Raw genomic sequence first — 21,029 nt, forward strand, 5'->3', positions numbered from 1 at the left:
ATTAGACGAAAAAGCCATCCGGTAACGGGTGGCTTTTTTGCATTTGTACTTTTTGTAATTTTTTGAATATATCCCCAAAATATGGCAACAAATAGCATGTTGTATTTGGGCGCATGAACAGCGAATAGCGTATTTATCGCCGTTTTAAGGGAGATACTTAATGATTTTTTCGCGTATAAGCGGCCAAGATCGTTCTTTCCGATAATTCCAAATATTCTTTCATCTTATTTGCTGCCAATTCATTCTGGCCGGAATTAAGCAACTCTAGAATATGGGCATTTTTATCAATATAGGGAGCGTATAAAAGTTCAGGATCGTTTAAAACACCAAAAGCCAGACGAAGTTCTGCGGAAATATTCCGATAGAACGCGATCAACCTCTCGCTATCTGTTAACTCTACAATTGCGGCATGAAAGCGCATGTTTTCTGTGCCGGCACCAATCCAATCTTGTTTATCACGACATTGCTGCGCGCTATCAACGGCTTGTTTCATTTTGGCAATACTGGGATGCATTAGATAAGACTGAGCCAGAGCCTGACACTCAATCAGCTGCCGAACTCTATAAATATCAATAATTGATGCAATATCAGGAGTGGCAACAAACACACCGCGATTAGGTTCATGTTTGAGCAGGCCTTCCTGTGTAAGAAGTCGGAACACTTCACGTAATGTATTACGTGAAATTTCAAGTTGTTCACTCAAAGTGGCTTCCGATAGCCGCTGTCCTGGCAATAACTCCCCTGCAACCAACTTATTTCTTATAGTTTCAGCGATCCTTTTACTCAAAATCTGGGGAGAATGGTCTTTTGTCATAGTCATCCGTTAGATTTAATGTCCAATAGCAGATAGCTTCAAAGTGTTACATAAAAGTGAATCTTCACACATTCCCTGATAACCAGCAAGTAGCCTTCCTTGAACCAATATGGGGCAACATAAAATAGCTTTCCGCACCAAAAGTGTGCATTTTGTCTATAGCCCTCACATTTCATGCTTATAAAGTGATCGCTATCGAACTTTGGCAATCAATAACACGATTCCATTTGCCTATTTTCCCATCAGGTTTTATTTATTGTTCAACAATAAAGTAACTTTAATTAAACAATAAATGATTCTAGTTCCACAATGGTATGAATATTGCTTAGAAAAGAATAAATAAGATATTGATGACAGGGGAAGATGGCTTATGGCTATGCAGGAAACACTAAAACAAGAAACGACAAATTTTGCATCGAATCGGCGTTCATCTTTGATTGCTGCTGTTTTTCTGATGGCAACGTCAGCGATTGGGCCGGGTTTTATAACCCAAACGGCTACGTTTACTGCGACGATGGGAGCGGCGTTTGCCTTTGGCATTTTAGCCTCTATTGTGATCGATTTTGTGGTGCAACAAAATATTTGGCGGATTGTCATACTAACCAAAATGCAATCGGCTGATATTGCGAATGCAGCCATTCCGGGAAGTGGTTACATACTGGCTGCATTGGTTATTTTCGGCGGGTTGGTCTTTAACATTGGTAATATCGCGGGAGCAGGGCTGGGGCTTAATGCTCTGATGGGCCTGGATCCAAAATGGGGAGGATTGTTGAGCGCCTTGGCTGCGATTTACATTTTTACCTCCCGTAAAGCAGGTATCGCCATTGATAGAATTATTGTGATATTGGGACTTGTCATGATAGCCATGACGTTGTTTGTGGCGATAGTCTCTAATCCGCCGCTGGGAGAGGCTTTGCGACAAACAGTACTGCCGGATGAAATCAATTTTGCGACCATCACAACCATTGTGGGCGGAACCGTCGGTGGCTACATTTGTTACGCTGGCGCTCACCGTTTGCTGGATAAAGGGGCGGTAGGTGCTGAAAACCTCAAAGTTGTTTCCAGTGCGGCAACCAAAGGTATTCTGGTTGTTGGCTTGATGCGATACCTACTATTTCTTGCCATATTGGGTGTTGTTGCCAGTGGTGTAACATTGGATATTGCAGGAAAAACAGCCAACCCAGCCTCACAAGCTTTTCAGGCTGCTGCGGGTGAATTCGGATTGCGTATTTTTGGCCTGATCGTTTGGGCTGCGGCAATTAGCAGCATTATTGGTGCTGCCTATACCTCCATGTCTTTTCTTAGCGTGTTTCGGAAACAGATAACTGAGCGTCAGCGTAATATTGCAACGCTGCTCTTTATTGCTATCTCGCTGGTCGTTTATCTGTTAATGGGAACCCCTCCGGCGGCCTTACTGGTTTTTGCCGGTGGTTTCAATGGGCTTATTCTCCCTCTTGGTTTGACTATCTTTGTTTATGTTGGCTGGAGACGTACTGACTTGATGGGAGGATACGTTTATCCCCGCTGGCTGCTTTGGTCAGGTGCAATTACATGCGTGTTGACGTGGTACATGGGGGCGATGTCTATCGATTCAATCTTTGAGTTTTTGAAATTAGCTTAAGGAAATCATTATGATAAAAACAATCGATTTAAATAGTGATTTGGGTGAAAGTTTTGGGCAATGGCATATGGGAAACGATGATGCAATATTGCAGATTGTCAGTAGTGCTAATGTCGCTTGTGGTTTCCATGCCGGAGATCCTGTGGGGATTTTGCGGACATTACAATCAGCTAAAGAAAACAATGTAGTGATTGGCGCCCATGTTTCTTATCCTGATTTAGTCGGTTTTGGGCGCCGTAAAATGGATATTGCCAGCCATGAACTGACCGCGGATGTCATTTACCAAATTGGAGCGTTGCAAGGATTGGCTGTCGCGGCAGGCACCACACTGAATTATGTCAAACCCCACGGCGCGCTATACAACACAATTGCCAATGATGAATATCAGGCGATTGCTGTCATTGAAGGCATTCTGGCCATCGATCCCGCTCTTGCATTGGTTGGTTTGGCAGGATCAAACGTCCTCAAGTGGGCTCAGGAAAGGGGACTGAAAACCATAGCGGAAGCATTTGCTGATCGCGCCTATACCTCGAAGGGCGAGCTGGTTTCCCGCCGTGAAGCGGGAGCCGTATTGCATGATGCGGATTTGGTTGCTAAACGCATGTTGCAGCTTGTGACGGAGGGAGGTGTTGAGTCCATTGATGGAAAATTCACACCTATTCAGGCGGACTCTATTTGTGTTCATGGTGACAGCCCGGGTGCGGTAGACATGGCAAGACAGATTAAGTCTGTTTTACAGCAGGCAGGGATCACTATCCGTTCATTTATTCATGAGAACACTGATTCTGTTGATGACATAGGGAGATAACTTTGCGTTTTTTACCCGTAAACTTCAATACCATCATGGTTGAATTAAATGGATTGGCAGAAACACTGGCATTGCTGGATTCACTGAATGCGGAACCGGTCTTGGGGATTGAAGAAATTATTCCGGCCGCAAGAACGCTGATGATCCGTTTTCGGCCGACAAAAATATCAACCCAGCAATTGGCAGCAGAAATGGGGAGCCGTGATTTACAGGAGCGTCGCTATTCAGCGGGAAAACAAATAGAAATTCCCGTGCATTACAATGGTGACGATCTTGCTGCTGTTGCTGAAATATTAGGAATGTCTGTTCAGGAAGTAATACGCTGCCACACTGAAAATGAATATACCGTGGCTTTTACCGGATTTGCTCCCGGTTTTGCTTATATGGTGTCAGAAACTTCTCAGTGGAATATTCCCCGCCGGAAAACGCCAAGGACACGCATTCCGGCTGGTGCTGTTGCACTTGCAGGGGAATTTAGCAGCGTTTACCCACAGGCAAGCCCCGGAGGCTGGCAACTTATCGGTATAACAACCGAACGAATGTGGGATCTTTCCCGTCCATCCCCGGCTTTATTGCAACCAGGTTATCGCGTTAATTTTCGGGACGCGGGTCATCTTCCTGCAACGGTGAGTTTGCCGAAAAACACGCACGAAAATAGAACTTCGGTTCCCGAGGATTGTTGCCATTTAGAAATCTTGTCTGTTGGCTTGCAAACTCTATTCCAAGATTTGGGGCGTATTGGGCAATCAGGTGCAGGGGTATCAGGATCCGGAGCGATGGATAAAAGCGCTTTGCGCAGTGCAAACCGCATTGTTGGTAATTCAATCGAACAAGCCTGTCTGGAAATTACACAGGGTGGGTTCAGAGCACAAGCGCACGGACAAATGTTAATTGCAATAACGGGTGCTCCCTGCCCGATAGAGATAAAGACCCCATCGGGGGAAATGATCAATGTAAATGCTTACCAACCCATTGATTTGAACGATGGTGACGAAATATCACTTGGCATTCCTGCGGCCGGCATGCGTTCTTATTTGTCTGTACGTGGCGGGTTTGCTGCTCCTTCTGTTTTATCCAGCCATTCATTCGATACATTGTCCAATATTGGGCCTGCCCCGTTGAAAGTTCATGACAAACTGATAATTCGCCATCCATTGTACAGTGCAGCGGTTTCTTGCTCTGAAACAGCCGCGTTTGATATGCCGAATAAAGATGCCATTGTGGAATTAGACGTAATACTTGGGCCACGTACAGATTGGTTTACGCAAGAAGCCATCGAATTATTGAGTAAGCAGGTTTGGCAAGTGACACCTCAATCCAACCGCATTGGGCTTCGATTAAATGGTGAGTGTTCACTATCCCGCATTAAAACACAGGAGCTGCCTAGTGAGGGGACTTGTGCGGGGGCGATCCAAATCCCGGCCAGCGGGCAGCCTGTATTATTTTTGGCTGACCATCCGCTGACGGGAGGATATCCAGTTATCGCTTCAGTGGCAGATTATCATCTTGATCTGGCAGGCCAAATCCCTGTCAACGCCAAAATTCGCTTTAACCCCATCAGCCAATTCCATGAAATTCAAGGGAGCAAAGATTTCCTATGAGCATTATTTCTATGAACAACACTGTGAACATTGCCGATGATACAGCAAACAATGAACTTCAGCAGACTTCCGCAAATAAAATCAAAAAAGTGTTGATCGCTAACCGTGGTGAAATCGCTGTCCGTATTATTCGTGCTTGCCGTGATTATGGAATACAGACAATAGCCGTTTATGCGGATGTTGATATTCATTCCCAACATGTGCAATTGGCTGATGAAGCTTATGGTTTGGGAGGAAATAGTCCGACTGAAACTTATCTCAATATTCCTCGCATACTGGCGATAGCGAAGCAGTCAGGGGCAACGATGATACACCCCGGCTATGGCTTTCTGTCTGAAAGGGCAGAATTTGCCCGGGCTGTCATTGAGGCGGGGATAACTTGGATTGGGCCGAACCCTGAAACGATTGATGAACTTGGCGATAAGGTGAAGGCGCGCAAGCTTGCCCAGAAAGTGGGTGCGCCTTTGGTGGTTGGTACAGCAGAACCCGTCAGCGATGTGCAGGAAGTTGTCGACTTTGCCGAAAAACATGGTTTGCCGATTGCCATTAAAGCCGCATTTGGAGGAGGTGGACGAGGTTTGAAAGTAGCTTGGCGGCAGGATGAAGTTATCGAACTTTATCACTCGGCAGTACGTGAAGCGACAGCTGCATTCGGGCGAGGAGAATGTTTTATTGAACAATTTCTGGATAAACCTCGTCACATAGAAGCACAAGTAATTGCAGATAAATTGGGTCACGTAATTGTGCTTGGAACCCGTGATTGTTCTTTGCAGCGCCGCAATCAAAAACTGGTGGAAGAAGCACCGGCTCCATTCTTGTCACAAGAACAAACAGAGCGCATTTATCAGTCTGCAAAAGCCATTTGTGCCGAAGCTAATTATGTGGGGGCTGGTACAGTAGAATTTTTGCTGAGCGCTGATGGGACACTTTCTTTTTTGGAAGTAAATACTCGCTTACAAGTTGAGCATCCGGTCACGGAAGAGACCACAGGCATTGATTTGGTGATCGAACAATTACGAATAGCAGAAGGTTATCCGTTAAGTATTCAGGAAACACCGAAGCCTAGGGGACATTCCTTTGAATTCCGCATTAATGCAGAAGATGCTGGTAAAGGCTTTTTACCGACATCTGGCACCATCAATGAGTTTATTCCACCTTCAGGCCCTGGTATTCGGCTGGATTCAGGTGTGATAACGGGTTCTACTATTCCGGCTACATTTGACTCATTGATGGCGAAGTTAATCGTGACAGGAGCGACGCGCGAACAAGCTATTTCCCGCGCCCGCCGGGCACTACAGGAATTCAAAATTCAGGGGGTGGCATCGGTATTGCCGTTTCATCAAGCGGTGATGGAACACACTGATTTTATTTCCCACGATGAATTTCATGTCCATACACGTTGGATAGAAACAGATTTCGCCAATGAGCTGCAAAGTTTACCTCGCCAGTCTGCTACATCAGATAAAAGTATCTCTCGCACATTTATTGAGATCGATGGCCGCAGGCATGAATTGGGATTGCCATCGGATTTATTGGCCGGATTAACTCAGCTTGTTCCGACAGGTGAGCACTCACTTTCCCAGAAGCAGCCGGTCGTACAAGAACGTGAGCTAACAGATCCCCGTCAGGTTAAAGCGCCAATTTCCGGCATACTGCATTCATGGCTAATTGATGAAGGCAAGCAAGTGAATAAAGGTGATGTTATTGCAGTGATGGAAGCGATGAAAATGGAAATACAAATCAGTGCCCATTGTTCGGGAAAAATCACATTTTGTGCACAAGCGGGAGATTATCTGGAAGCAGAAAGTATTCTGGCTAATATAGAGTCGTTAAATAATTAGTTGGTTTTTTTCTTCGTTCTGGTTAAATTTTTGCTTTAATCAATAAATGAGCCTGCTTTATGTAGGCTCATTACTATCATTAATGACCAAATGATACTAATAACTTGATGAAATTTAAAAGCATGGAATCATTTCATGCAAATTTCCTATTGTGCTGTAATTTCTTTTGTCTATATTTGACGATTATTCAATGTTATGGGTTGATATAATAATTTATGCTGATAATTAAGCAGATTTTATTGAGGAAATTCTTAAAAATATATACCAACAGATTTCGATTTTATTTTGTAAACACAGGCGCATCAGGGTAATCACCATTAAATGCCCGTCAAAAAATCCACCTATAACAAAATCTGTAATGGCTGGAATCAGCGGTAAATGCCATTCTTTATGTAGGTAAATACGCAATAAACAACTACCGATTGCCTCTATTATTACTGGTTAAAAATAATCCTGACCCAAAGGGGTTGCCATGAGTAATCACATAGAAAAATATATGACATGGTGGTTAGAACAAGAAAGATTAAGAAAGAGCAATAAAATACCTGTAAAAATAACACTGGCAGGCATTAAATTATCAGTTATTCCTCAAGCATTCCTACCATCCCCATTACAAACTCATTCAACACCACTGCTTATAAAGAAGATTAATTATCATAATTTTGTCGGGAAAAAAGTTCTTGATATAGGAACTGGCAGTGGAGTTCTTGCCATTTATTCAGCGCTCAAAGGTGCATCATTGATAATAGCAACAGATATCGATGATCATATATTACACCATGCCAGACATAATGCTTATTTGAATCAGATTACAGACATTCATTTTATTAATAGTAATCTTTTTGAATCTGTCAAAGGCCAATATGATTACATATTTGCCAATGGGCCAATTTCCCCTGAAGCTTGGTCAAAAGAAAGTCTCTCTGGCCATACCATATCAAGTTACGGAGAAATGCTGTTTAGCCAGTATCGCCACTATTTGGCAGATAAAGGGCTAATGTTTATGACATTCGCAGAATTTGGCCCTGTCGAGGCTTTCTACAAAACACTGCAAAAATATTCCGTTATGCACAAAGAAAAACGAGAGGAAAAATTTGGGATATGGTGGAGTTTTCATGAAATCAGCAAATAAACTGCGATAAACAACCGGAAGGATATCAATCGGCTAATCGCAATAAGGAGCGTACTGTTTTTATACTCTGGAGGTTTTAAGGTGCAGCATGATAGAGAGCCATCCTTGGGACAGCAGTAGCCTAGCTTTGTTGAGGTAGGGGTAATGAGATTGATTTGAAAAACTTTTTCGCGATGCATCGCTAAAGTTAATTGCATTTACAATCTAAATGTAAATAATAATGCGTCTCAATAATATCTATCTCGAACAACAATGACAAAAATTACTAAAATTTACGCAACGCTGACTAAGAACGGTTTGTGTGCTCCTTTGATGTCAGCATCTATGCTGGCTGCATTTATTCCCAGCAACGCACTAGCAACCACTGAAACTAAAATCCAAAAATCGAATACAACTGGTGACACCATTGTTGTTATTGCAAGTAACAATGCAGAACAAGATAGTGGGAAAATTGGCCGTAACGAAATTAAAGTTAGACAGGCACAAAGTGTCGGTGAAATTTTAAAGAATGTACCGGGCGTGCAAGCCGGCCATCCTAGTGCTTTGGGGCAGCGTTTCAAAATCCGGGGCATGGATGATCAATTCATCAACGTAACCGTTGATGGTGCAAGACAAGAAGGCTATCACTTCCACCATGCAGGAAACTACAGCATAGATCCTGAAATGCTCAAGCAAGTTGATATTAATGTGGGTACAAACAGTATTACCTATGATACTGGTGCCCTTGGTGGAGCATTAAAATTTGAGACCGTTGATGCCAGTGATTTATTAGAACAAGATCAATTATTTGGCGCAAAAGGCAAGTTAAGTTACGTCAGTAATGGCTCTGAATTCCAGCAATCTTTAGCAACGTATGGAAGATTGGGAGCAGTCGATTTATTGGGTTACTTCAATCACCGTAATATGGATGATGCTAAAACGGGCAGAGATAATCTCGGGAGAGAATCAATTCCTACCGATGGAAAATTGATTAACTATTTATTAAAAACGAAATTTAATCTGACTGATGATCAGTACATCAGCGTATCAAAAGAGCATTATAAAAATGATGCAGATACGAATTTCAGATTGAATTTTGGCCCTGATGTGAATAAAGGAAGAAAAGCGAAGTACGCTTCAGAGCGTGATGCTTACAATATTTCCTATCGATTTGTACCTGTCGACAATGACTTCATTGATTTAAAAGTTTCTGCTTATCATACAGAACAAAACTTCACTCATATGAAGGAAGTTAATGGCCCTGGAAAGGGGTTTGACAGTAATGTTGAAACTCAGGGTATCAGGGCGCGCAATGTTTCCAGATTTGATACTCAGAAGCTTTTCCATGCTTTAACTTATGGCTATGAGTATTTTGATACTCGAATGGCATACAGTGATGAAGCAGAAAATATGCACAAAAGAGTCGTGGAAGCAGGAAAGTCATCATCTGTTTATCTGGAAGATGACATTCGATTAGCTGATTTTCATATCATTCCGGGCGTCAGATGGGATCACTACCAATACAATACGATTAATAAAAATCATGAGTCTTTTGAAAGAACGTATTCCCATTTTTCAAAAGCTCTTGGTTTGAAATATGAACTGGGTGCATCAACAACATTATTTGCCAATTATACCGAGCTTTTCAGAGGTCCATTGGGTAAAGAAATTGGTATGGGGCCAAGCAACCAAAATGCCAATTTAAAAGCCACAACGGGTTACAACATAGAAACGGGTGCGGCGGGAACATATACTGATGTTTTTGCTGAAAATGACTCAGTTACTGTCATTGGTAAAGTATTCCAGACCAATTTCAAAAATCTGGCTACCACATTAGCCAAGAGTGAGCTCCATAATATCCCTAAATCCAGATTGGAAGGGTTTGAATTATCGACTAAATATCAGTTGAATAACCTGTCCTTAAAAGCGACTTATGCCAAAGCTAATAACAAAATCCTTAACGGTAATGCGTTGTTTGACAAAAGACGGGAATTTACTCCGACTATAGGCGATTCCTTCACTATTGGCGGGAGCTATTCATTTGATAAAACTGATATTGAACTTGGTTGGAACTCTCGATTTAACCGTGCCACAGATGCAAAAGGAACTGATGACGGTAAGATTGTAACTATACATAAACCAGGCTATGGCGTCAGTGATGCATATATTTCTTGGGCACCGAAATCGGGTTCATGGAAAAACACAGAAATTCAGCTTGGTATCGATAATATCTTTGACAAGCGTTACAACGAGCAATCTTATTACCTGAATACTTATAAGGGACAAGAAGAGAAAGGGCGCGCTTATAAAGCCACCATTTCTTATAAATTCTAAGGAACTTGCTTTAATTTTTAGTAAAAAGTCTGCGGCTTGACCGCAGATTTCACGTTACTGACTGACAAAGTGCTGGTTTTTTTATCCGGCACTTTGCTTTAATCAAACTCCGCTCACCAAACAGTGCTTGCCGCCATTTCAGAAAGAATAAACTCTCCTCTGATTGTTCCTGTCGTCAGATAAATTAGTTTGAATCCGTAATCGCGAACAAAATAGGCTTGAAAACGTCTTATTCTGTATTGGGGTACACTATGTGAATGACTTTGTCATGAATTAAATGGCGGTGGTGGGCATACTTGTGGTTCTATCTGAATAGGGTATCGAAATTAACGATGATTCATCATTGGCGGGTACTGAGGGACAACGGTGCCATAAGAGTTCTATATTTTGGTCATCTTATATTTGAAATAGTAAAATTTTATTAAATATAAGAGTGGTTTTTAGGAAATATTTCAATATGTTCTGAAGACAAGGTCAATGCCGAGCATTGTTGTGAAAATTGAATACTTTCTTTGAGTTCCATTCCTTCCAGCCAGCAGTGTACCAGCCCTGCCATCATGGCATCTCCAGCGCCATTGGAGTTAATGACATTGGTATGAATTGCCGGTGAGCAACCTGATGAGTTGTCTAACTCGCTATAATAGACACCTTCCGTATCCATACTTAATATCAGGCGTTGAACCCCACGTTGATGGAACCAATCTGCTGCTTTAGCCGCATCTTTCTGGTTTTCAATTTTTATGCCACTTAGGATCTCGGCTTCAGTACGATTCGGCTTTAAAGTATGAATGTGAGATAACCAGTGACGTATTTTTGGCGCTTTAGATTGTGAAACAGTATCGACAAAAATTGGCACGTTTTTAACATGTCGAAATAACCATTTTAAAGTTTCTTCCGTTAAGTTACAGTCAACTACTAACACACTGGCATGTTGGATGAGTGATCTAGATTGAGATAATAAAGCAGGTGTCAGCTTTTCCAGAATACTCATATCATTAATTGTTAATATACATTTTCCTTTTTTATCGATAATAGAATTACAGATTGAAGTTTTTTCCCCATCCAACTTATATAAAAATTTGACGTTTACGCCAGCCAGTTTTGTTTTATCAAACAATACCTTTCCATTTTGGTCGTTGCCGATAACAGAAATTAAGTAACTTTCATTTTTTAATAAGGCAATGTTCTGCGCGATATTTCTACCGACACCGCCTGGTGTTGAAATTATTTTCCCTGGGTTAGAATCTTCATAAATTAATTCATTATATGCATAGCTTGTTAAATCTATATTGGCTGCGCCAATTGATACAGCATAGGCATTTTTAGATAAAATATATCCTTTTCCCTTTATATATCCTTTTTTACTTAGGTTCATAATATGCCCTGCAACACATGAACGACTAATCCCAAGAATATCTGCAATTTCTTGCTGTTGTATGAAAGGATCACGTTTTAGAAGTTGCAATATTTGATTTTCCCTCTTCGACATATCATGTCCTTAGCCATTTTTTATCTAATGTTTTATTGCATATTTGGCAGACAGTAAAGGCTATTTGTGTTTTTAGTTTTAATTATGGGAGCACGATCGTAAGCTTAATAATATGAACGCGTTTCATAAAAATGTGACATTTATCTTGAATATTATGCTAAAAAATGAAAAAAATTAGAGGTTTTTATAATCAAGCCAATCTGTTTATATTTTATCCTCTATAATTTATATATAAAACAAACAGTTGTGAATTATTGTGAGAATAACAAACATATGTTTGGCTTCAGAGTATCTTTATTAAAGAAAGTTAAGATTGTCTATAAATAATATAATTTCATTCATCATGGGCTGTTAAGAACTCTGATGCAGTATTTGTTGGTAGGCAGAGTACATTTTTAGCAGGCTTTGTTGTTGGCGGCATCTTTTGAACGACGAGGCTTTATGGTGATTAACTATCCAGATCCTGATGACAGCCACAAGATCTTTTTTGCTTCAGATGGCAATTATTTTTTGAACGGAAAAGAAGATTACGTTATGAAGTTAACTGTTTGTTTTTATTTGATTACTCTGAGTTTCTATAAATATTGGCAGAGAGATCATCCATGAGTTTCAAGATGCAGCCAAGAAAGCTGCACCTTGAGAGACAATAGGTATACAGCAATTACAGTGTAAATACCCCGATGACAGCGACAATACTGAAAATAGCCGCCGCACCATAAAATACCCATTTGCTGGCAGGAATATGAACTTGCAGATCGTGCATCCCGTGGTGGATGCGGTGCAACCCACACCATAACGGCAGGCTTATCATCAACAACAAAAAGATGCGGCCAATAAAACTTTGGCAGAATGTCAGTATCCGCTCATAAGAAAGCGCTTCAGGTGCCAAGCCGAGCGGCAATAAAATTCCCAGCAGCAAAATAATGGCAGGGCCAACAATGGCGCTCCACATGCCACCTGCACCAAACAGCCCCCAGAAAATCGGTTCGTCGGAACGTTTAGGTACTTGATTCATCAGATCCTCCTTGGGGTTATAGAAATAGTGCAACGCCGAGAATCACGGCAGTAGCGATAATTGTGACCGCCCACAATAGCTTGATAATTGGCCCGGGTGCCATTTTTTCATTTTTGACAATGATATTGAGCGCTTTGGGTGCCAATTCAAACCAGGTTTTTGTATGCAGCAAAGCCGCCAGCAGGGTAATGATATTGATCAGCAGTACGGCTGGATTTTGCAGGAAAGAGACAAAACCAGCCCAGCTTTCTGGGCCATTTTTCAGGGCAAACAGGCCGTAAAGCACCAGCAGGCTGAACCACACAGTCGGCACGGATGTCCCTTCACGCAGCATGTAAAAGCGATAAAATCCCAGCTTACGCCACCAATTGGTTTCCATGCCGCGCACATAGGGTTTACGTTTGGTTGTCATTACTCTTTCCTCCCTTATTGTGGTTTCAGCATAGAGATTAGGAAATCTTTGGCACTTTCAGCTTTGCTTTGCTGAATGGCACCAGCCGGATCAACGTGTTTCGGGCAAACTTCAGAGCAATAACCCACGAAAGTACAAGACCAAACCCCATTATCGCTATTGATTTGTGGCATACGCTCTTTCTTGCCATTATCACGGTTATCAAGGTTGTAACGATGTGCCAGTGTAACCGCCGCAGGCCCGATGAATTCAGGATTCAGGCCGAATTGGGGGCAGGCGGCATAACATAGTCCACAATTGATGCACCCTGAAAATTGATGATATTTCGCCATTTGGGCAGGGGTCTGTGTGTTCGGGCCATCAGCAGGCTTGCGATCATTGCCGATAATGTAAGGCTTGATCGCTTCAAGGCTCTCAATGAAGTGCGTCATGTCGACAACCAAATCCCGCTCAATCGGGAAATTGCCCAGCGCTTCGACTTTCATGCCTTGCGGATATTCCCGCAGAAAGGTTTTACAGGCCAGTTTGGGGACGCGGTTGACCATCATGCCACAGGAGCCACAGATAGCCATGCGGCATGACCAGCGGTAAGAAAGGTCAGGCGTCAAATTATCTTTAATGTAACCCAATGCATCCAACAATGAAGTCTGCTCATCGTAAGGGACTTCATAAGTGGTGAAATAAGGCTCACTATCCACTTCTGGGTTATAGCGCATGACTTCCATTTTCAGGTTTTTCATCTCAGTCATTCGCTTTCTCCTTCTGTTTTTTCTCTTGCGCAGCCGCTTCACCACCGTATACGCGCTTCGCAGGTTGAGATTTAGTGATTTTCACATCACTGTATTCCAGACGGGGGGCACCTTCAGGATTGTAGAAAGCCAGCGTATGCTTCAAGAAATTCTCATCGTCACGTTCGGTGCAACCTTCATCAAGGCGCTGGTGGGCACCCCGTGATTCTTTGCGGTTGAGCGCTGAATGGGCCATACACTCAGCGACATCCAAACCAAATCCCAGCTCAATGGTGTAGAGCAGGTCGGTATTGAAGACACTGGAACGATCGCTAATTTCGATATGCTTGAAGCGCTCTTTCAATTCTGCAATTTTGTCGATGGTTTTTTGCATCAACTCTGGTGTGCGGTAAATGCCGCAGCCCTCTTCCATGGACGTTCCCAGCTCATCGCGGATTTTTGCCCAACTTTCATCGCCTTTCTGATTCAAGAGATTATTGAGTTTCTCTTCGATATCGCGGGCTTGGGCATTCAGGGCGTTATCATTGGCAGGAGTCGCTTCCTGAATATGCCTGACGGCTTCTTCACCTGCCAGACGCCCAAAGACAACCAGCTCTGCCAGAGAGTTGGAACCGAGGCGATTCGCGCCATGCAGGCCGACAGAAGAACATTCCCCGATAGCGAATAACCCTTTGATGCGGGTTTCACATTGCTGATTGGTTTCGATTCCGCCCATGGTGTAATGCGCGGTTGGGCGAACGGGAATGGGTTCTTTGACAGGATCAACTCCCACGTAGGCTTTTGCCAGTTCACAAATAAAGGGCAGGCGTTCGAGGAGTTTTTTCTCACCCAAATGACGTAAATCCAGATACACAACATCACCGCGTGGTGTGGCGATCGTACGTCCGGCTCGCCATTCATGCCAGAAAGCCTGAGAGACTTTATCGCGCGGGCCTAATTCCATGTATTTATTTTCAGGATGCCCGAGTGGCGTTTCTGGCCCTAAGCCATAATCCTGCAAATAGCGATAACCATCCTTATTCACCAGAATCCCGCCTTCACCACGGCAGCCTTCAGTCATCAAAATGCCGGAGCCGGGCAGGCCGGTTGGGTGATATTGTACAAATTCCATATCACGCAATGGTACCCCGTGGCGGAATGCCATGCCCATGCCATCACCGGTGACAATGCCGCCATTGGTATTGTAACGATAGACACGCCCGGCACCACCGGTGGCCATAATCACGGCATTGGCACGGATCTGAACTTTCGTCCCTTCCATCATATTCAATGCCACCAAGCCACGGGCTTGCCCTTCATCAACTAAAATATCGAGCACAAAATGCTCATCAAAACGCTGGATCTGGGGATATTTAAGGGAAGTCTGGAACAATGTATGCAGCATATGAAAGCCGGTTTTATCTGCGGCAAACCAGGTGCGTTCGATTTTCATGCCCCCGAAGCGGCGGACATTGATGGAACCATCTTCTTTGCGGCTCCACGGGCAACCCCATTGCTCCAGTTGGATCATTTCGGTCGGGCAATGCTTGACGAAGTATTCAACCACGTCTTGTTCACAGAGCCAGTCCCCGCCGGACACTGTATCGTTGAAGTGAAAATCATAAGAATCGTGGGATTGGGTGACTGCGGCTGATCCGCCTTCTGCGGCCACGGTGTGGCTGCGCATAGGATACACTTTTGAGATCAAAGCAATCTTGAGCTGGGGATTAGCTTCAGCAGCAGCGATGGCTGCTCGTAGCCCTGCGCCACCAGCTCCGATAATCGCGAGGTCGACATTGATGGTTTGCACTGCGCTTCTCCGTTGTTCAAGTAAAACAATTTTTCTTATCAAACAAAATGTTGAAGTTAATTTTCTATGCCTTAACGATTTATAGGCAATATCTATTACTATTTGTAAGGTTTAATTATAACTAACAGTTGAGAATGTAAACTTGATATGAATGCAGGTTTTGCAGGATTTCGGCAGGAAAATTTGATCTGGAACAGCTTTTGGCGTAGTAAAATTCATACCCATAATTCAGAAGTTAATTTAACCCTATTTATTAATATGAAATTTAAATTAATTGATGTTTGTTCATTTAATAAAGTGATAATTATTTGAATAATGGCGAATGATCATGGCAAACATAATCTCATGATTAAATCATGAGAAGCATAAAATAGAACGGCTAAATTAATGAAATATAAATTTTTTATTATGAAAAACGTTCAGGATGAGAAACAGTAGAACAACTAAGAGCAAACAGCGGTGAGCAATGATTTGTCTGGTGACCTTGATACGGGTAAACTGCGCGTTTTGTTTTATTTTGGAGTCACAGGAACATGAACGAAGTCGCGAATTGGCAGCCAAGTGCCCCTATCGCTAATTTATTGAAAAGGGCAGAAATTCTGGCTGAAATACGGCGCTTCTTCGCGGATCGTGGGGTGTTGGAGATTGAAACCCCTGCGATGAGTCAGGCTACTGTCACTGACGTTCATCTGGTCCCTTTCCAGACTCAATTTGTCGGGCCAGGAGCGGCAGATGGCTTAACTTTGTACTTAATGACTAGCCCCGAATACCATATGAAGCGCTTATTGGCAGCGGGCAGTGGCTCCATCTATCAGATGGGGAAAAGTTTCCGCAATGAAGAAGCGGGTCGCCATCACAACCCAGAGTTCATGATGCTTGAGTGGTATCGCCCGCATTATGATATGTACCGCTTGATGAATGAGGTCGATGATCTATTGCAACAGATCTTGGATTGTGAAAGTGCTGAATCACTTTCCTACCAACAAGCATTCATCCGGTATTTGAATACTGATCCGCTGACGGCCAGTAAAGAAAAACTGCGGGAAGTCGCGGCGAAACTCGATCTCAGTAATATTGCAGATCAAGAAGAAGATCGGGATACGCTGCTGCAATTGCTTTTCGTGATGGGGGTGGAGCCGCAAATCGGCATAGAAAAACCGACATTTATTTACCATTTCCCCGCATCACAGGCAGCATTGGCAGAAATCAGCCCGGAAGATCACCGTGTTGCTCAACGCTTTGAAGTCTATTTCAAAGGCATGGAGCTGGCGAATGGCTTCCGCGAACTGACTGACAGCAATGAACAGCGCCTCCGCTTTGAACAGGATAACCGCAAGCGTGAAGCCATGGGGCTGCCGATTCAGCCGATTGATGAATACCTGCTTGCTGCTCTTGCCCACGGTATGCCGGATTGTTCCGGTGTCGCGCTGGGGGTGGATCGCTTGATTATGCTGGCACTGGGTGCTGAGCGGATCAGTGAGGTGATTGCCTTTCCGGTGGGAATTTCGTAATTAACATTGGGGCAGCGTGGGCTGCCCCTGAGAATTCATGCTGCTGACTGATTATTTGTGCTCGTGATGTGCTTCCAAAAATTTCACCGCTAAATCAGGGAAATCAGTGAATGCGCCATCAACATTGGCTTTATCAAAAACGATATCAAACAACTGATTGCCATTGGTGGCATATTTTGGCAATTGGTCGATGCGGATAGTATACGGGTGGACGACCAGATGGCTGGCGTGAGCCTCTTTTACCATACCGGTTAATTTGATGTTGCTCGGCGTTGAGTTACTTTCGATAAGCATATGGTAATCAGGGCCAATTCCATCAGCATATTTTGCTACTTCTTTCATGGCTCCCGGCTTAAACATCCACTCATAGCTATAGTTTTGCCAAGTGCCGTCCGGTTTTTGCTCGTAGGTTTCATTCCAATCTGTATAGGCAATAAGCTGAACCAGTTTCAGATCCATACCCATTTTAGGTTCAAGATCATTTTTGATGCGCTTAAGTTCGTTGGCATCAAAACATTGCAGATAAACTTTATCGCTCTTTTTGGTATAGCCGTACTGTTTCAGCACTTCCAGCACTTTGCTTGTAATATCTTTACCTTCCTGACGATGGAACCACGGTGCTTTAATTTCAGGATAAATACCAATATCTTTCCCGGTGGATTTATTCAGACCCTGGATAAATTCCAATTCTTCCTGGAAAGTATGGATGCGGAAATCTGATTTACCCATAGGGAAACGACCCGGGTAGCTTTGGACTTTTTTGCCGTCTTTGATATCAAAGCCTTCAGTAAATTTCAGAGACTGAATTTCTGGCAGGGTAAAATCAATAGCATAATAACGGCCGTCAGCACGGGCGCGGTTTGGAAAACGTTCTGCGACATCCGTTACACGATCAAGATAATGATCGTGCAATACAACGAGCTGATCATCTTTGGTCATGACGAGGTCTTGTTCCAAATAATCGGCCCCTTGTGCATAGGCCATTGCCTTGGCGGGTAAGGTATGCTCTGGCAGGTAACCACTGGCGCCGCGATGGGCAATAACAATTTTATCTGCCGCATGTGCAATGCCGGACATTGATGAGGCTAACAAAATACCAGCCATAATTGCTTTCATAGGGGTCTGCATTGGAATTCTCCATTTTTTCTAATAAAAATCTTAAACAACAAATGATGTCGTTTATTGTTTCGCTGTTTTCTCATCAGCGACTAAAATAATAGAATAAAATTTAAGATTGCTTTTTATATAAAATGATGAGGCAACACAACCTGAACATTCTTTTTACCAGCAGTATGTCACAGTTTTATGACATAAATTTTTTTTCTTCAGGTTTGGTTTAAAAAACTTTTATTATAATTGTTATTAAATGAGCAGCATTATGATGAATAGCTTTTTTTATGTTTAAATTAGAAGGGATTGAATAATGAAAGTTCTATTAATTCTCACTAATAATGTAAAAAATATTTAATATTAAATAGTGTGTGGAAATATATAATTGCCATTTTATTAGTGCGGTAATTTAACGTATAAAATATTTACAATATCGAACGATTGGAATAACTCATATAACCATTATTCTTGTTTTCAGTTCAAGATATGCACTTTGTCTTTCAAGGACATTTTTTGCGGGGTAATGAATGACCTATAATAAAATCGCAGTGCCATCAAGCTGCACTGCGATTCACATAAGATTAATCAGTGGATTTCAATGAATTCACTAACCTTGGCGAGCAATTTCCTGCTTGTGTTTATTTTCACTTAACATGACAAACAGAAGCAGAACGACAGACAATGCACTGCCGCCGACCATGACCATAAAGCCACCATCCCAACCGAAGTAGTCAACGGTGTAACCAACAATGGCGCTGGCGGCTACAGAACCACCCAGATACCCGAATAGGCCGGTGAAACCCGCTGCTGTTCCGGCTGCTTTTTTCGGTGCCAGTTCAAGAGCGTGCAGGCCAATCAGCATCACTGGGCCGTAAATCAAGAACCCGATGACCAGCATACAGATCATGTCAACATTTGGGTTACCGGCCGGGTTCATCCAGAATACGATGGTTGCGATGGTAACCAGTGTCATAAAGAATACGCCGGTTGCACCACGATTGCCTCTGAACACTTTGTCAGACATCCAGCCGCACAACAGCGTTCCCGGAATACCTGCATACTCATACAAGAAGTAGGCCCAAGATGATTTATCCAGTGCGAAGTGCTTTACTTCTCTCAAATAAGTTGGTGACCAGTCAAGGATGCCGTAGCGCAGCAAGTAAACGAATACGTTAGCAATTGCGATCATCCACAGCAGTTTATTGGGCAGAACGTACTGCATGAAGATTTCTTTTGCAGTCAGTTCTTTTTCATCTTTTTCAGTGTAGTCAGGTGGATAATCGTTTTTATATTCTTCGATTGGTGGCAAACCACAAGATTGTGGGGTATCACGCATCAAAGCAAAGATAATCAGGGCAACTAAAATCGCTGCGAATGCAGGCATATATAGCGCGGCTTTCCAGTCATTGAACCAGGCCATGCCCAGAAGGAACAGCAAAGGAGGTAAGCCGCCGCCGACGTTGTGGGCACAGTTCCAGATAGAAACAATTCCGCCACGCTCTTTTTGTGACCACCAGTGAACCATGGTACGCCCACAAGGAGGCCAACCCATGCCTTGGAACCAACCACAGAGGAAAAGCAGGACAAACATGACAGCGATGCTTGAGGTCGCCCATGGAACGAAGCCCATGAACAACATAACGGCCGCAGCAAGGATCAGACCCGCAGGTAAGAAAAATCTTGGGTTTGAACGGTCTGAAACGGAACCCATTATGAATTTCGAGAATCCGTAGGCAATAGAAATCCCGGACAAAGCAAACCCAAGGTCACCTCTGGAGAAGCCTTGTTCTACTAGATAAGGCATTGCCAAAGCAAAGTTTTTCCTTACCAGATAGTAAGCGGCATAGCCAAAGAAGATCCCCATAAAAATTTGCCAGCGCAAGCGACGATAGAGTGGATCTATTTCTTGCGCAGGCAACCGGGTCTTATGAAGAGCCGGTTTAAAAATACTTAACATGTTTGTCTCCACATGGTTTTTGTATGAGCGAATAATCACCGCAGAGCAGTGATGATATTAAACGAAAAATTTCGAAAAATATTTTCCATATCGAAAGGAATATTAGCTAAAACAACCTTATATAACTGTGAGGTGTCGCTAACATATAGATATAGTTTCGCAAAGGCGGTGATTTTGAGTGATTTAGAGGTTTTTTTAAATACAATTCGTTCATATTATCGTGATGTTTGTCACAATAAAATACTTTGCTTGTTATTTTTATGCGTTTAAAGGTTCGTTTATGTTCTTTATCATATAATGGCCTATTACAAATATGGTTATCCCGCCTAAATTATAACCCTATATAAATATAACTTATATAAATTTAATTATTATATATGCTATTTAGTAATAGGCATTGGTATTTTTTGTCTGAAAATTGAAAGTTTTTGACTGGCAATTTTGTCGAATCATATAAATGATGTCTTATTTTATTATGTTGTTTTCTTTTTATTTACATGTTTGGCGTTTTTTATAACTCAATTACAAATAAAATGTTTGAAATTGGAATTCGAAATAATGGATATTACCACAAATAGTTATTCATACTCATGATAGGCGTAATCATGAGGGGGTTTATAACTATTTTTGAATAAAAATTACATTAATATCAGTTTGTTATGTGTATATGAGGCAGTTTGTATAGGCGTATGCACTCTGCTATCCAATAAATGAATGGCTTTATATAAGTAGATTGTTCGATTAAGCAAAGATTACAAAATAATACTAATTAATATATTTATTAAATTTGCACTAAATTTTTTCAATTGATTTTTTTTAATTGGTTAACGCCAACATACGGTATTTGCAGGTACTGAATGTAGGTGA

The 21,029-nt window shown here is 42.4% G+C and carries 15 protein-coding genes; 7 read left to right on the forward strand and 8 right to left on the reverse strand.

Annotated elements, in window-relative coordinates; translation table 11 throughout:
* Positions 1–157: 157 nt before the first annotated feature.
* Entirely contained in the window at positions 158–814 is a 657-nt protein-coding gene (locus tag FE392_RS19015) for a GntR family transcriptional regulator (protein ID WP_439153511.1), read from the reverse strand.
* A gap of 370 nt (positions 815–1,184) precedes the next feature.
* Here FE392_RS19015 and FE392_RS19020 point away from each other — a divergent pair, with 370 nt between their 5' ends.
* From FE392_RS19020 to FE392_RS19045, 6 genes are all read left to right on the forward strand, one after another.
* On the forward strand, positions 1,185–2,435 hold the full coding sequence (locus FE392_RS19020) for an NRAMP family divalent metal transporter (RefSeq protein ID WP_319931718.1): 1,251 nt from the start codon (positions 1,185–1,187) through the stop codon (positions 2,433–2,435).
* A gap of 10 nt (positions 2,436–2,445) precedes the next feature.
* Entirely contained in the window at positions 2,446–3,243 is a 798-nt protein-coding gene (locus tag FE392_RS19025; protein ID WP_319931719.1) for a LamB/YcsF family protein, read from the forward strand.
* Positions 3,244–3,245: 2 nt separating this feature from the next.
* Entirely contained in the window at positions 3,246–4,844 is a 1,599-nt protein-coding gene (locus FE392_RS19030; RefSeq protein WP_319931720.1) for a 5-oxoprolinase subunit B/C family protein, read from the forward strand.
* A gap of 11 nt (positions 4,845–4,855) precedes the next feature.
* Complete coding sequence (locus FE392_RS19035; protein ID WP_439153513.1) at positions 4,856–6,685, forward strand: acetyl/propionyl/methylcrotonyl-CoA carboxylase subunit alpha; 1,830 nt, start codon at positions 4,856–4,858, stop codon at positions 6,683–6,685.
* Positions 6,686–7,157: 472 nt separating this feature from the next.
* A complete protein-coding gene (locus tag FE392_RS19040) occupies positions 7,158–7,817 on the forward strand; it encodes a 50S ribosomal protein L11 methyltransferase (protein ID WP_319931722.1) in 660 nt (219 codons plus the stop codon).
* A gap of 252 nt (positions 7,818–8,069) precedes the next feature.
* Complete coding sequence (locus tag FE392_RS19045; RefSeq protein WP_319931723.1) at positions 8,070–10,130, forward strand: TonB-dependent receptor domain-containing protein; 2,061 nt, start codon at positions 8,070–8,072, stop codon at positions 10,128–10,130.
* A 421-nt stretch (positions 10,131–10,551) separates the two neighbouring features.
* Here FE392_RS19045 and FE392_RS19050 read toward each other — a convergent pair whose 3' ends face one another.
* The 5 genes from FE392_RS19050 to frdA form a co-directional block, all read right to left on the reverse strand.
* Positions 10,552–11,619: a PfkB family carbohydrate kinase gene (locus FE392_RS19050; RefSeq protein ID WP_319931724.1), complete on the reverse strand. Its 1,068-nt coding sequence runs from the start codon at positions 11,617–11,619 to the stop codon at positions 10,552–10,554.
* Between the two features lie 661 nt (positions 11,620–12,280).
* Entirely contained in the window at positions 12,281–12,634 is a 354-nt protein-coding gene (frdD, locus tag FE392_RS19055) for a fumarate reductase subunit FrdD (RefSeq protein ID WP_319931725.1), read from the reverse strand.
* Between the two features lie 16 nt (positions 12,635–12,650).
* Positions 12,651–13,046, reverse strand: a complete 396-nt coding sequence (gene frdC, locus FE392_RS19060; protein WP_319931726.1) for a fumarate reductase subunit FrdC — start codon at positions 13,044–13,046, stop codon at positions 12,651–12,653.
* A gap of 14 nt (positions 13,047–13,060) precedes the next feature.
* Positions 13,061–13,795 (reverse strand): succinate dehydrogenase/fumarate reductase iron-sulfur subunit, encoded by a 735-nt coding sequence (locus FE392_RS19065; RefSeq protein WP_319931727.1) that lies wholly within the window; start codon positions 13,793–13,795, stop codon positions 13,061–13,063.
* Complete coding sequence (gene frdA, locus FE392_RS19070; RefSeq protein WP_319931728.1) at positions 13,788–15,584, reverse strand: fumarate reductase (quinol) flavoprotein subunit; 1,797 nt, start codon at positions 15,582–15,584, stop codon at positions 13,788–13,790. Before frdA ends, FE392_RS19065 begins: the two co-directional genes overlap by 8 nt.
* A 533-nt stretch (positions 15,585–16,117) precedes the next feature.
* Between frdA and epmA the strand changes: the two genes are divergently transcribed.
* The gene (gene epmA / locus FE392_RS19075; protein WP_319931729.1) at positions 16,118–17,095 is read left to right on the forward strand and encodes an elongation factor P--(R)-beta-lysine ligase; all 978 of its coding nucleotides are present in this window, start codon (positions 16,118–16,120) and stop codon (positions 17,093–17,095) included.
* Positions 17,096–17,146: 51 nt separating this feature from the next.
* On the opposite strand, the gene glpQ is transcribed toward epmA, so the two are convergent.
* Positions 17,147–18,223, reverse strand: a complete 1,077-nt coding sequence (gene glpQ / locus FE392_RS19080) for a glycerophosphodiester phosphodiesterase (RefSeq protein ID WP_319931730.1) — start codon at positions 18,221–18,223, stop codon at positions 17,147–17,149.
* Positions 18,224–18,812: 589 nt separating this feature from the next.
* Positions 18,813–20,162, reverse strand: a complete 1,350-nt coding sequence (gene glpT / locus FE392_RS19085; RefSeq protein WP_319931731.1) for a glycerol-3-phosphate transporter — start codon at positions 20,160–20,162, stop codon at positions 18,813–18,815.
* Between the last annotated feature and the right edge of the window lie 867 nt (positions 20,163–21,029).

The sequence above is a fragment of the Xenorhabdus santafensis genome, assembly GCF_033949405.1.
Classification (GTDB): Bacteria; Pseudomonadota; Gammaproteobacteria; order Enterobacterales; family Enterobacteriaceae; genus Xenorhabdus; species Xenorhabdus santafensis.

Coding starts and splice junctions, on each gene's coding strand:
- FE392_RS19025 (WP_319931719.1), top strand. CDS start 2,446: ATGATAAAAACAATCGATTTAAATAGTGATTTGGGTGAAAGTTTTGGG.
- FE392_RS19035 (WP_439153513.1), top strand. CDS start 4,856: ATGAACAACACTGTGAACATTGCCGATGATACAGCAAACAATGAACTT.
- glpQ (WP_319931730.1), bottom strand. CDS start 18,223: ATGCAGACCCCTATGAAAGCAATTATGGCTGGTATTTTGTTAGCCTCA.
- FE392_RS19065 (WP_319931727.1), bottom strand. CDS start 13,795: ATGACTGAGATGAAAAACCTGAAAATGGAAGTCATGCGCTATAACCCA.
- frdC (WP_319931726.1), bottom strand. CDS start 13,046: ATGACAACCAAACGTAAACCCTATGTGCGCGGCATGGAAACCAATTGG.
- glpT (WP_319931731.1), bottom strand. CDS start 20,162: ATGTTAAGTATTTTTAAACCGGCTCTTCATAAGACCCGGTTGCCTGCG.
- FE392_RS19050 (WP_319931724.1), bottom strand. CDS start 11,619: ATGTCGAAGAGGGAAAATCAAATATTGCAACTTCTAAAACGTGATCCT.
- FE392_RS19040 (WP_319931722.1), top strand. CDS start 7,158: ATGAGTAATCACATAGAAAAATATATGACATGGTGGTTAGAACAAGAA.
- FE392_RS19015 (WP_439153511.1), bottom strand. CDS start 814: ATGACAAAAGACCATTCTCCCCAGATTTTGAGTAAAAGGATCGCTGAA.
- frdD (WP_319931725.1), bottom strand. CDS start 12,634: ATGAATCAAGTACCTAAACGTTCCGACGAACCGATTTTCTGGGGGCTG.
- FE392_RS19020 (WP_319931718.1), top strand. CDS start 1,185: ATGGCTATGCAGGAAACACTAAAACAAGAAACGACAAATTTTGCATCG.
- epmA (WP_319931729.1), top strand. CDS start 16,118: ATGAACGAAGTCGCGAATTGGCAGCCAAGTGCCCCTATCGCTAATTTA.
- FE392_RS19045 (WP_319931723.1), top strand. CDS start 8,070: ATGACAAAAATTACTAAAATTTACGCAACGCTGACTAAGAACGGTTTG.